The organism is Leisingera sp. (assembly GCF_034669605.1).
In the GTDB taxonomy this organism is placed as follows: Bacteria; Pseudomonadota; Alphaproteobacteria; order Rhodobacterales; family Rhodobacteraceae; genus Leisingera.
The window spans coordinates 1-12,990 of sequence record NZ_JAXMOX010000132.1 but is presented as its reverse complement, the minus strand read 5'-3'; the positions used below and the strand labels follow the sequence as shown (position 1 = coordinate 12,990).

8 protein-coding genes are annotated in these 12,990 nt (G+C 65.5%); 6 read left to right on the top strand and 2 right to left on the bottom strand.

The annotated features are described in order from the left end of the window. Both VOI29_RS15955 and VOI29_RS15950 read left to right on the top strand, forming a co-directional pair. Positions 1-1,298 (top strand): autotransporter assembly complex protein TamA (locus VOI29_RS15955; RefSeq protein ID WP_323780694.1); only part of this gene is annotated, 1,298 nt, incomplete at its 5' end. Then, the gene (locus tag VOI29_RS15950; protein WP_323780692.1) at positions 1,295-4,921 is read left to right on the top strand and encodes a translocation/assembly module TamB domain-containing protein; all 3,627 of its coding nucleotides are present in this window, start codon (positions 1,295-1,297) and stop codon (positions 4,919-4,921) included. The genes VOI29_RS15955 and VOI29_RS15950, both read left to right, overlap by 4 nt. Before the next feature lie 21 nt (positions 4,922-4,942). On the opposite strand, the gene VOI29_RS15945 is transcribed toward VOI29_RS15950, so the two are convergent. Continuing rightward, the gene (locus VOI29_RS15945) at positions 4,943-5,893 is read right to left on the bottom strand and encodes a glucokinase (protein WP_323780689.1); all 951 of its coding nucleotides are present in this window, start codon (positions 5,891-5,893) and stop codon (positions 4,943-4,945) included. Positions 5,894-6,035: 142 nt separating this feature from the next. On the opposite strand from VOI29_RS15945, the gene VOI29_RS15940 reads away from it, so the two are divergent. After that, a complete protein-coding gene (locus VOI29_RS15940; protein WP_323780686.1) occupies positions 6,036-7,130 on the top strand; it encodes a glycosyltransferase family 2 protein in 1,095 nt (364 codons plus the stop codon). Next, on the top strand, positions 7,117-8,094 hold the full coding sequence (locus tag VOI29_RS15935) for a glycosyltransferase family 2 protein (RefSeq protein WP_323780683.1): 978 nt from the start codon (positions 7,117-7,119) through the stop codon (positions 8,092-8,094). Before VOI29_RS15940 ends, VOI29_RS15935 begins: the two co-directional genes overlap by 14 nt. Before the next feature lie 65 nt (positions 8,095-8,159). Here the strand turns inward: VOI29_RS15935 and VOI29_RS15930 are convergent, their stop codons facing one another. Then, entirely contained in the window at positions 8,160-8,906 is a 747-nt protein-coding gene (locus VOI29_RS15930) for a WecB/TagA/CpsF family glycosyltransferase (RefSeq protein WP_323780700.1), read from the bottom strand. 194 nt (positions 8,907-9,100) lie between these two features. Here VOI29_RS15930 and VOI29_RS15925 point away from each other — a divergent pair, with 194 nt between their 5' ends. Both VOI29_RS15925 and VOI29_RS15920 read left to right on the top strand, forming a co-directional pair. Then, positions 9,101-10,564, top strand: a complete 1,464-nt coding sequence (locus tag VOI29_RS15925; RefSeq protein WP_323780680.1) for a hypothetical protein — start codon at positions 9,101-9,103, stop codon at positions 10,562-10,564. A 259-nt stretch (positions 10,565-10,823) separates the two neighbouring features. Further along, positions 10,824-12,990, top strand: a 2,167-nt coding sequence (locus VOI29_RS15920) for a type I polyketide synthase (RefSeq protein WP_323780697.1), incomplete at its 3' end; no start/stop codon positions are given.

The window sequence follows — 12,990 nt, the reverse complement described above, 5'->3', positions numbered from 1 at the left end:
GCCTTCAGGCCAGTCCGGGGTCAGATCGGCGGGCTGTGCCACCGGTGCCGGGGCAGCGGCCTTGGCTGGGGCAGGCTGCGCGGCTTGCGCCGGGGCCGCGGCTGCGGTTCGGACAGTTGCAGGTCTCAGGCGAAACCAATGTCCGCGAGGACGCCATCCGCCGGATCGCAGGTTTCCCGGAAGGCGAAGCATTCCACCCCGATCTGGTCTCCAAATCCGCCACCCGGCTGCGCCGCACCGGCACGTTTTCCACTGTGGTCCTGCGCGAGGCCGAACAACCGAATGCGGACGGCACCCTGGATTTTGTGGCGCGGGTCGAGGATCTGCCGCCGCGCCGCCTGACCTTCGGGGCCGAGATCAGCTCCTCCGACGGGGTCGAGCTGTCGGGCACCTGGATGCACCGCAATCTGTTTGGCGCTGCCGAAAAACTGCGGATCGAAGCCCGGCTCAGCGGCATTGGCAGCAGCAATGACATTGACGGGCGCATTGCAGTGCGGCTGGACCGGCCCGCAGCGCTGGGGCCGGATGACGGCATCTTCTATCTGGCCGAGGCGGAACGGCTGGACGAGGAACACTTCAGTGCCACCCAAATGCTGGGCGCCATAGGTGCGCGGCGGACGTTTTCAGAAAATTTCTTTGCTGAGGCTGCCCTTGGCGTCTCCTCCACCCTGGCAAAGGACGTGTTCGGCAAACGCCGCTTCAAGTATCTGAGCGGCCGGATCCGGGCCGAATATGACGGGCGGGACAGCCGTGTGGACCCCTCAAACGGCTACTTCCTGCAAGGCGGCGCTACCCCATTCTTTGGCATTGACGGCAACAAATCCGGCTTGCAGATCAAAGGGGACGGGCGAGCCTATCACGGGTTGGGAGCAGATGACCGGATCGTGCTGGCCGGGCGGTTGCAGATGGGGTCCGTGATCGGGCCGTCGCTGAATGAAGTCTCCCCCACCTTGCTGTTCTTCTCCGGCGGTGCGGGATCTGTGCGCGGGCATGAATTCCAATCGCTGGGCGTGCCTGTTGGCACCGGCACTGCCGGCGGGCGCAGTTTTCTGGCGTTGTCCGGCGAAGTGCGGGGCAAGGTCACCAGCAAGATTTCCCTGGTCGGGTTCTATGACATCGGCTTTGTCGATGCGGACAGTATTGTGTCCGGCTCTTCCCCACGCCACGCCGGCGCAGGCATTGGCCTGCGCTATGATGTGGCCGGCATCGGCCCGATCCGGCTTGACCTCGCCTATCCGGTGGACGGCGGGACCGAGGATGGGCTGCAATTCTATATCGGGATAGGACAGGCGTTTTGAAACAGTTTCTAGGCCTTGCCCTTGCCCTGGGGCTGACAGTTGCGCCGGCGGCGGCGCAGGACACCGCAACAGATGACGCCGGCGGGCTGCTGGTCGATTTCCTTGAGGATACACTGTCCGGAGACAGCCGTTATATCAGCGTGACGGGTCTTGAGGGGGCGTTCTCCTCGCAGGCCAAGATCAGGAAAATCACGGTGGCGGATGAAAAGGGCATCTGGCTGACCATCGAAGGCGCTGAACTCGACTGGAACCGGCTGGCGCTGCTGCGCGGGCGGTTCTCGGTCAATGAACTGTCGGCAGAACGCAGCACGGTGGCGCGCGCGCCCGAACCGCTGCCGCCGGACCCCGAACTGCCGGAGCCTGAAGCCACGCCTTTTGCCCTGCCGGAGCTGCCGGTTGCGATTGAACTGGGCGAGATCAAGGCGAACCGGATCGAACTGGGCGAGGAGCTGGCCGGCTCGGCGGCCAGCCTGTCGGTCGAGGGCTCGCTGTTGCTGGCGGACGGGGCGCTGGATACCAGGCTGGCAGCCGCCCGGCTCGACAAACCCGGTGATCACTTCCGGCTCGAGGCCGGCTATGCCAACGAGACCCGGCAGATCACCCTGGATCTGGCAGTGGAGGAAAGCCCCGGCGGTCTGATCTCCCGCAGCCTGGGTCTGCCGGGCAGCCCCGAGTTGCAACTGACTGCCCAAGGCAGCGGCCCGGTCAGCGACTTCACTGCGGATATCCTGTTCAGCACCAATGGCGCGGAACGGCTGGCAGGCAAGGTTGTGCTGGCCGCCCAGCCGCTGGCCGAAGACGCCGCCCCCGAAACCGCGCGCAGCATTGCCTTTGCCGCGGATCTTGGTGGTAATATAGACGTACTGCTGCCGCCGGTGCACCGGCCGTTCTTCGGCCCCGGCCTGCGGCTCAACGTCAAGGGCCTGCGGGCCGGAAGCGGCGCGGTGGCGCTGGACACGCTGGTCCTGCGCACCAATGCGCTGCAGGTCACCGGCGCTGCAACGCTGGACGCAGCCGGCAAGCTGGACACTGCAAATCTGAAAACCGCAATCACCCCGCCTGCAGGCCAGGCTGCCGTCGCCCTTCCCGTTGGCGGCGGGCAAACCACGCTGGGGTCAGCGGACCTGCAGTTGAAAAAGACAATCGCCGGCAATTGGACCCTGGACGGGGTGCTCAACCAGCTAAGCCATCCAGGCGCCCTGGTGGACCGGGCCGAGGTTGCGGGCCGCGGCACGCTGGATCAAGACAGCGGCTTTGCACTGGAAGGGCGGCTGTCCGCAGGACTGAGCGGCTTCCAGCCCCGCGATCCGGCCCTGGCCAAGGCCACCGGCAATGAAATCCGCTTTGAAGGCACCCTCACCACTGAAGGCCCCGGCACGCTGCAAATCACCGGTATGGAGCTGCGCGGCAGCGACTATCAGGCTGCGGGCGGCATGGCTTTCAATGGCCTGGAGGAAGGGATGAAAATCAGCGCTGACCTGACCGCGGGCCTGGCTGATCTGGCCCGGTTCTCGGACCTGGCCGGGCGCCCTCTGGGCGGCGCGGTGCAGGCAGCGGTCAAAGGCTCCTTTACACCGCTGTCCGGTGCGTTTGCCACCAACCTGTCAATGCAGGCGCAGGACCTGTCGGCGGGCATTGCCCAGGCAGATGAACTGCTGGCAGGCACGACCACGCTGGCACTGCAGGCCGCACGGGACGAGAACGGCATCGTGATCGACCGTTTCGAGCTGGCAGGCAGCGCGCTGCAGGCCAGCGCCGCGGGCACGCTCAACAGCGATGCCGGGCGGATGGAGATCGGTGCCAAGATAAACCGGCTGGAGGTGCTGCTGCCGCAAGCGCCCGGCGCGCTGGAACTGGCCGCCGCCCTCACTCGCAATGGCGATACCCTCAGCGGTGTGGCAGAACTGAAAGGACCGCATACCTCCAGCGCCGAACTGAATGGATCCGTCACCCGGGAGGGCGATGCTGATTTCACCTTTGCCGCCGCCCTGAACGAGCTGGAACGGTTTGTGCCGCAACTGGCCGGCAAGCTGACCGCCGGCGGCACCGCCGCGCGGCGAAACGGGGAATGGCAGATTGCAGGCAAGGCTGCGGGCCCAGCCGCCATCGCCGCGGATATCGAGGGCCGCTTTACCGAAAGCAACGGCAGCACGGATCTGCGCTTTGATGCAGCCATCGGCCAGCTGCAGCGGCTGGTCCCCGACCTGCCCGGCCGCCTCGACGCCAAGGGCACCGCGGCGCGGCGCGACGGCACCTGGACCATCGACAGCACGGCCAGCGGCCCCGCCGGCATCGACAGCCGCGTTGCCGGCAGCTGGAGCGAGGCCAAAGGCACCGCTGATGTCTCCGCCAAGGGCACCCTGCGGCTGGAAGGGCTGAACCCGTTCATCTCCCCAAACCTGATGCAGGGGCCTGCGAATTTCGACATCGCCTTGCGGGGTGTTCCGGCACTGGAAGGCTTGAGCGGCACCATCAGTGTCCCCGGCGCCTCGCTGGCCATTCCGGCAGCAGCGCAGCGGGTGGATGATATCAACGCCACCGTCTCCATCGCCCGCTCCAGCGCGCAGCTGCAGGTCTCGGCCCGCCCGCGCGACGGCGGCACGGTGCGGATCAGCGGCCCGGTCGGGCTGCTGCCGCCCTTCAACGGCAACCTGCAGATCGCGATCGGCGATGTGGTGGTGACCGACAACCTGTCCTATGAAACCCTGCTGAACGGAACTCTGGCGATGTCCGGCGCCATGGCGGGCAGCAACCGGATCGAAGGGCGGATCGATGTGGGGGAAACCAACATCAACCTGAACACCGCCGGCGGCTCGGTCTCTGCTGCGCCGATCCCGCCGATCCGGCATGTTGGCATCCCGCGCGATGTGCACCGGACCCTGGCCCGCGCCGGGCTGACCGGCAGCAACGGCGGCGGCGGCGGCTCTGCCAGGACCGCGCTGGACATCCTGATCAGCGCGCCCTCCAGGATCTTTGCCCGCGGCCGCGGCCTGCGTTCGGAACTGGGCGGCGAAATCCGCCTGCGCGGCACCACCGCACGGCTGTCGCCCTCCGGCCAGATCAGCCTGATCCGCGGCAGCTTTGATATTCTCGGCCGGCGGCTGGAGCTGGATGAAGGCCGGATCACCCTGCTGGGCGATCTGAAACCCTATCTGGAATTCAAATCCACCGCCGCCACCGATCAGGGCACCGCAACGCTGGAAATCTCGGGCCGGGTTGACGCGCCCGAGATCAAGGTGACCTCGGACCCGCCCCGCCCCAGCGAGGAAGCACTGGCGCTGTTGCTGTTCGGCGACAATATCCAGGACATTTCACCGCTGGCACTGGCCCGCCTGGCGGGGTCGGCACTGACCCTCAGCGGCCGCGGCGGCGGGGCGCAAAGCAAGCTGCGCGAGGCCACCGGGGCGGATGACATCGACATCGGCGCGGACAACCTGGGGGCCGGGCAGCTTGGCCTGGGCGGCTATGTGGCCGAGAATGTCTATACCGATTTCAACGTCAACACCCGCGGCGACAGTGAATTGAGCATCAATCTGGACATGACGGACAGCCTGACAGTGCAAGGCACGGTGGACAGCGAGGGCGAAACCGGCTTTGGCCTGTTTTTCAAGCGCGACTACTGACGGCCGCACCGGCTGCGGGTTTCACACCGCCGCTCCGGCGGCGGCAAGCGCCACCCGTGCCGCCCCGCCGACACCGGCCGCATCATCGGTGATCAGCCGCAGGGGCGTATCGGCACAGACCGTTCCCAGCTGCCCGCCCGGCGCGGTATAGCTCTCCAGGAAATGCGCCCGCGCGCGGGAGTTCAAAACCCCGCGCGCCACGCTGCCGGCAAAGAACATCCCCTGCCCTGGCAGATAGGCCGCTGTCAGCTCGCGCGCCATCAGCCCCAGCAGATGCGCCCATTCGCACACGGTGCGTGCCTCGGGCGACTCAGGGTTTGCCAAATAGGCGGTGCTGATCCCTTCCGCACTGCTGGCCGCCGAGCCGGTCAGCGCTTGGTGAAGCTGCACCAGTCCAGCCCCCGAGAACAGCATTTCGGTGCTGGCAAAGCCCTCCGCCGCATGATCCAGCAGCCCCTGCAGGCGGCAAAACACGGCCTGCGGCAGGCTGGCGCGGCCAAGTTCGGCCTCCAGCACGGCTCCGTTCCGTGCGGCGGAAACGTTGAACCCGGTCCCGATACCGGCAACCAGTGCCTGGCCGCCGCCGGACCGCCCCGGACGCAGGCAGGACTGCTGTCCCGGGATCAGCGCGGGCAAGGCGTGGCACAGGGCTGCAAGATCGTTAATGATGCCGGTCCTGGCACCTGGCGGCAGCCCCAGTGCGGCGCTTACGCTGTCTGCATCGCCTTGCCAATTGCGGTTGGTGAGGTGAAACTGCCCGTCCCTGACCGGACCTGCCACGGCCAGACAGGCCCCTTGCAAGGGCGGAAACCCCGGCTGCGCGCAATAGGACGTCAGCACATCTTCCAAACTGGCAAAACTGTCGTTGGCAAAGCTTTGCAGCGCCGTGACCCCGATGCCGGGGGCCGCCAGGGCCAGCCGGGTCCGGCTGCCCCCCGCATCGCCAGCCAGAACAGTCAGCTCAACCGCCATGTGCCGCGGTCCTTTCTGATCATTTTCGTGCCATCAAGACTGCAGCAATCCCGCCGCAATTGCAATTCAACTGCAGAAGTGCAATCGTCCGCTGGCATTTGGACAGATAGCCGAAACGCCGCAATAAAGACCTCCGAAATCAATGGAAACAAAACTGGTTCTGGCCTGCATGACTGTATCCGCTCCCTGGCATTCACTGATGCCGCGTATTGTCGGCAAGGCGACGCGCGTGAAAAAGAAAATGCGGCTGCGGGCATCGATGCGGCACTTGCACGGACCGCGCCGGCAGTATGCGGCAACTGACGATGTGACAGTGGTGACAGTGGTCAAGGACGGGCGGTTTTTCCTGGATGAGTTCTTTGCCCATTACCGCTCAATGGGCGTCCGCCACTTTGTCTTTGTCGACAATGGCTCATCTGACGGGACCATCAGGCGAATACAGCAGGAGCCCGGCACGGTTGTCCTGCAGTCTGCATTGCCGACTGCAGAATTCGAACCGGATTTCCGGCGCTATGCAGCGGAACGGTACTGCACCGGAAGATGGTGCCTTTATGCTGACATCGATGAACTGTTTGACTTTGAAGGCCGCGAAGACACCGGTTTGAATTGCCTCATCCGCTATATGAATGCGAACGGCTTCACAGCGCTGGCCGCCCAGATGCTTGACCTGTTTCCCGCCGTGACGCTTCGCGAAGCGTCTGACTGGCCTTTTTCCAAAGTGTTGGAAGATTACCGGTATTTCGATCTCGAAGCGATAGAAACAGTGCCCTATCATGAGCACAGCCATCCGCTGACAGCCGGGTTCTCCTATTTTCTGCAACACAACAGCGTTCCCGGAGAACACATTCAGTTCCTGTTCGGCGGCATCCGCAGCAAGATCTTCGGCGAACAGTGCTGCCTGACCAAACATCCTCTGGTTTTCCTGGAGCCCGGCGTCGAGGCCGGCGTGCACCCCCATTGTTCAGCACGGGTGCGGTGTGCCGATTTCACCGCCTTGCTGCGTCACTATAAATTTTGCAACAGCCCCATCGAACGGGACCGGCAATCCGTGCATGACGGCACTATCCCGCATGGAGCAGACAAATTGCGCCTGGCCGTCCTGGACCAGCAGGACGACCTAACGCTTCACACCCCCCTGGCCCAAGAGTACTCGGGCATCGAAGACCTGTATGATAAAGGGTTTTTGATCCGTTCCCAAAAATTCGCCGCATTTTCAGCCGTATATGCCGAAGGTTGAGCCGTCCATCGGGGCACCGCCCCGTGCCATAGCTGCAGTGGTCATCGGCCGCAACGAGGGAGAGCGCCTGATCCGCTGCCTGCGCTCCCTGCAAGGCAAAGTGCAGCCGCTGATCTATGTGGACAGCGGCTCCTGCGATGGCTCGGCCGCGGCGGCCCGGGCTCTTGGCGCCCAGGTGGTGGATCTCGATCTCGCCCGGCCCTTTACTGCGGCGCGGGCGCGCAATGCCGGGCTGGCTGCATTGGGAGAGGGGCCCGATTTCGTGCAATTCGTGGACGGCGATTGCGAGGTGGACCCGGACTGGATCGCCACCGCAGCAGCCTTCCTGCAGGCGCGGTCCGGGACGGCCGTGGTTTGCGGGCGGCGGCGGGAGCGGTTTCCCGGCGCCTCGGTCTACAACCGGCTGTGCGACGCCGAATGGAACACCCCGCTTGGCGGGACTGCGGCCTGCGGCGGCGATGCGCTGATGCGGGTTGCGGCGGTCCGTGCGGCAGGCGGATACTGCGGCAGCCTGATCGCCGGGGAAGAGCCGGAGCTGTGCCTGCGCCTGCGGCGCGACGGCTGGCAGATCTGGCGGATCGATGCGGAGATGACCCTGCATGACGCGCAGATGCAGCATTTTGGCCAATGGTGGCGGCGCAGCCGCCGCGCCGGCCACGCCTTTGCCGAAGGCGCCGCGCTGCATGGGGCCGGGCCGGAACGCCATTGGGTCGCGGAAACCCGGCGTGCGCTGTTTTGGGGGGCTGTGCTGCCAGCGGGCATCCTCATCGCTGGCCTGCTGCACCCGCTGCTGCTGCTGGCGGCATTGGTTTACCCGGCACAGTTTCTGCGCCTGGCCCGCCGCATGGGGGCTGAGCAAGCGCTGTTCGCCATCCTTGGAAAATTCGCCGAAGCGGCCGGCGCCCTGGAGTTCTACTGGCTCCGCTGGCGCGGCAAGGCGCGCGGCATTCTCGAATACAAGTAGCGCTGCCCCCCTTTCGTCAGCGGCCTTGCAAAACCAGGGCGCGGCCGACGGTGCACCCGCAAGCGTCAGCGGATCCGCCATGCCTTCAGGATTTCGGCGGGCAGGATCGCCAGGCATTTGGCATAGCGCGGCAGCAGCCGCGACGGGCTGGACAGCGCCCGCCACAGCCATTCCATCGCCACCGCCCGCACCCAGGCAGGCGCCCGTTTCTGGTGGCCGCCCAGGAAATCGAGCCCGGCACCGATGGAGGCAAACCCCGTGCGCGGCGACATCCGGCGGCCGCGTTGGGCGAACCGTTCCTGCTTCGGCGCCCCCAGCGCCAGCAAGCACAAACCGATCCCGGTCCCCTTCAGGCGGTGCAGGATATGATCCGCTTCCGGCCCGTCCGGGTCAAACCGGCCCGATGGCGCATGGGTCCAGGCGATGTCCAATCCCGGCACCTGCGGCTCCAGAGCGGCCTTGGCATCCTCCAGCGCCGCATCCGTGCTGCCCACAAGGGCGACCGGAACCCCGGCCTCTGCCGCGAGACGGCACAGCGGCAGCACCATGTCCGAACCGGGCATCAGCTCCACCGGGCGGCGGGCCAGCCGCGACAGCCAGACAACAGGGCGCCCGTCGGCCACCACCAGATCCTGCGCCTGGTAGACAGCCAGAAAGCCCGGGGCCTCCGCCATCTTGACCAGATGGTCCAGATTGACCGTGGCCAGCGCAAACCCCTGACCGGCCCTGAACCGGGCGCGGACTTCCGCTTCCAGCATGGAACGGGCCGGCATGTTCACCGCAACCCGGCGGCCGTGAAATTCGAAATGCAATGCAGCCTCCAACGACAACGCCGCCCTCTCATACCGCCGGCGCGGCGGCCAGGCCAGCGGCCCCGCACCTGCCGCAGCCTGAGCGTGGCATAGCTGCACGCTGTTTACCTGTTCTTGCAAATCCGCGGGACAGGGCCGTTTGCAACAGGTAAACTTTGACGCAAATTCCGGGGACTTGAGGGAGAACGCGGCCATTGCCCAATTTTATGGCCTATCTGATGCTACTGGCCTGGCCGCTGGCCAGCCTGATCCTGTTCCGGCGCCTGCCGCTGGAACGGGCGATCCTGTGGTGCCTTATTGCGGGCTATCTGCTGCTGCCGCCGCTGGCTGAGTTCGACCTGCCGCTGGTGCCGGATATGGACAAATTTGCCATTCCATCGGTGATGGCGTTCCTGCTGTGCCTGCTGCTGCTGCGCAGGCCGGTGCCGCTGCTTCCGCGGCACCCGGCGGTGCGGGTTCTGACGCTTTTGTTTGTGTTCGGCGTCGTCCCCACGGTGCTGACCAATGGCGAGCCGGTCCTGTTCCGCAGAATCGCCAATTCCGATCCGATTGTCTTTCTGACCGGTCAGCTGCCGGGGCTGCGCTGGCGCGACCTTGGATCCGTGATCATCAACCAGATGATCGTGCTGATCCCGTTCCTGCTGGCGCGCCGTTACCTCTCCACCCCCGGCGCCCAGCGCGAATTGCTGCTGGCGCTGATGATCGGCGGGCTGGCCTACACGGTCCCATCGCTGATCGAGATCCGTCTCAGCCCGCAGATCAATGTCTGGGTCTACGGCTTTTTCCAGCATGACTTCAGCCAGATGATCCGCCAGGGCGGCTTCCGCCCCATCGTATTCCTGCCCCACGCGCTGTGGCTGGCGTTTTTCATGCTGTCGGCGCTGCTGGCCGCCACGGCCCTGGCCCGCGCAGAGGCTTCGGGCCAAAGGCTGCGCTTGATGCTGGCAGCGGTGTATCTGTTTGCCGTGCTGGTGCTCTGCAAAAGCCTCGCCTCGCTTGCCTATGCGCTGGCCTTTACGCCTGTGGTGGCGCTGGCGCCCTTGCGGTGGCAGCTGCGGGCGGCGCTGCTGCTGGCGCTGATTGCAGCGGTCTATCCGATGCTGCGCAACACCGGGCTGGTGCCGACCGAAGCGCTGGTGGCGCAGGCCGAGGCAATCAGCGCCGAGCGGGCGCAGTCGCTGAACTACCGGTTTGAAAACGAAACCCAATTGCTGGCACGCGCTGCTGAAAAGCCCTGGTTCGGCTGGGGCGGCTGGGGCCGCAACCTGGTGCGCCACGCCGAAACCGGGCAGATCCTGTCGATCCCCGACGGACGCTGGATCATCGTGTTCGGCGCCTTCGGCTGGCTAGGATACATTGCTGAAATGGGGCTGCTGGCGGCTCCGCTGGTTCTTTTGGCACAGGCCGCACGGCACGCGCCGCAGGGCAGTGTCTCGCCGTTTGCCGCGCCGATTGCCCTGATCCTGGCCGCAACCATGGTGGATATGCTGCTCAATGCCACGCTGATCCCGATCACCTGGATGTGCGCCGGGTCGGTTCTGGGCTACGCCGAACGATTGCTCTACCCGGACTTGTTCAGCCGAAAACCTGCCCTGTTTGGCGGGGCGCAGGCGCTGCTGCCAGACACCGCCGGGCCGGAGAGGCAAAGTCTTCTGTGATGCCGCAATCTTTCCGCTTTTCAGGCTCAATTCAACACAATGCGTCCACAGGACAGCCCTATGGATTGACGAAAGTAAACAGATTGAAACCGGGTTGCGGCACAGATGGGGATCTGTTGCTGCCGGACCCGGGCAACCAGCCGGGGAATACTCCGGCAGCATAAATCAACCCGCCCGGCGGGCGCCTGCCAGTTCTGCAAAGCATTCTGGCATCGTTGTGCCGGGCTGCTTTAGGGGACCAGTGGGTCAGGTATTGGCGATGCAGGATGAAAAACCCGCGGCGGGGGGCGCAGCCGGAGATATAGCAATTGTCGGGTTGTCCGTGACAGTCCCCGGTGCAAATTCAGCCGAGTTGTTCTGGCAGAACTTGCGCAGCGGCATTGAATCGATTGCGATTCTGGACCGGGACACCCTGCTGGCAAACGGCGAGCGGCCCTCGGTTCTGGCCGACCCGGACTATGTGCCTGCCGCCGCCGGACTGCAGGGGTTTGATGAATTCGACGCGGAATTCTTTGGCTTCAGCCCCAAGGAAGCCGCCATCCTCGACCCGCAGCACCGCAAGTTCCTTGAGGTCGCCTGGGGCGCGATGGAAAACGCGGGCCATCCGCCCGAAAGCCTGCAAGGCCCGATTGGCGTCTATGCGGGCTGCGGCATGGGCAGCTATTTCTATTTCACCATCTGCTCGAACCCCGGCCTGGTCGATGACGTGGGCATGTTCCTGCTGCGCCACACCGGCAACGACAAGGACTTCCTGTCGACCCGTGTCAGCCATGTCTTCGACCTGAAGGGGCCGTCCGTGAACGTGCAAACCGCCTGCTCCACCTCTCTGGTGGCGGTGCATTACGCCTGCAAGGCCCTGCGCGAGGGCGAGTGCGATATGGCGCTGGCGGGCGGTGTCACCATCGAGCTGCCGCAGGGCCGCGGCTATCTTTACAAGGAAAACGAGATCCTCTCCCCCGACGGCCATTGCCACGCCTTTGACCACCGGGCGCAAGGCACTGTCTTCGGCTCCGGCGCCGGCGCGGTGGCGCTACGGCGGCTGGAGGATGCGATTGCCGACGGCGACCACATCTGGGCGGTGATCAAGGGCTCCGCGATCAACAACGACGGTGCGGACAAGGCCGGCTATCTGGCGCCCTCGGTGGGCGGCCAGTCGGCAGCGGTGCAAAAGGCGCTGGAGGCTGCAGGCACCCCGGCGGAGACAATCGATTATGTCGAATGCCACGGCACCGGCACCTATCTGGGCGACCCGATCGAGGTCACCGCGCTGACCGATGCCTACCGCGCCACGACCGGGGATACCGGCTATTGCCGCATCGGCTCGGTCAAGACCAACATCGGCCATCTGGACACCGCGGCGGGCGTCGCCAGCCTGACCAAGACCGCGCTGGCGCTGCATCACAAGGAAATCCCGCCCTCGCTGGGCTATGAGGCACCGAACCCGGCAATTGATTTCGACGGCTCGCCATTCCGTGTGAATGCCGTCCTCACGCCCTGGACGCCGCACAAGGGGCCGCGCCGGGCCGGCGTCAACGCACTGGGTGTCGGCGGCACCAACGCCCATGTGATCCTGGAAGAGGCACCGGAGCGCGCGGCCACGGAAGAAAGCGATTTCCCATTCCAGATCCTCTGCATCTCCGGCCAGTCCAAATCCGCGCTGGAGGCCAATTCCCAGGCGCTGGCGGAATATCTGAAGGCAAACCCCGAGGCCGATCTGGCTGACGTGGCCTATACGCTGAAAGAAGGCCGCCGGGGCTTTGCCAAACGGCGGGTGCTAGTAGCGGAGACCCCGGCGGAAGCCATTGAGATTCTGGAAGAAAACGACCCGCGCAGGGTCTTTACCCACGACCGCCTCGGCGACGCGCCGGAGGTCGTCTTCATGTTCCCCGGCGGCGGCGCGCAATACGCAGGCATGGCGCGCGACCTTTACGAAACCGAGCCGGTCTTTGCCGACTGGATGGACCGCGGGCTGGAGCATCTGCAAAAGAGCCTCGACTACGACATCCGCGCCATCTGGCTGCCGGAAGCGGCCGAAGAAGATGCTGCCAATGCACGCCTTCAGCAGCCCTCGGCGCAGCTGCCGCTGATCATGATCGTGGAATACGCGCTGGCGCAGCTATGGATCAGCTGGGGCGTGAAACCCGCCGCCATGGTCGGCCATTCAATGGGCGAAAACACTGCTGCCTGCCTGGCCGGCGTCATGCGTTTTGAGGACTGCATCGACCTGGTTCTGCTGCGCGGGCAGCTGTTCGACACCGTGCCTGCGGGCGGCATGCTGTCGATCGCGCTGCCGCTGGCAGAGGTCGAGGCCCTGATCACTGACGATCTGGACATTGCCAGCGTCAACGCCCCCGCGCTGACCGCCGTGTCCGGCCCGCAAGACGCGCTGGACCGGTTGGCAGCGGACCTGACCGCGCGCGAGGTGG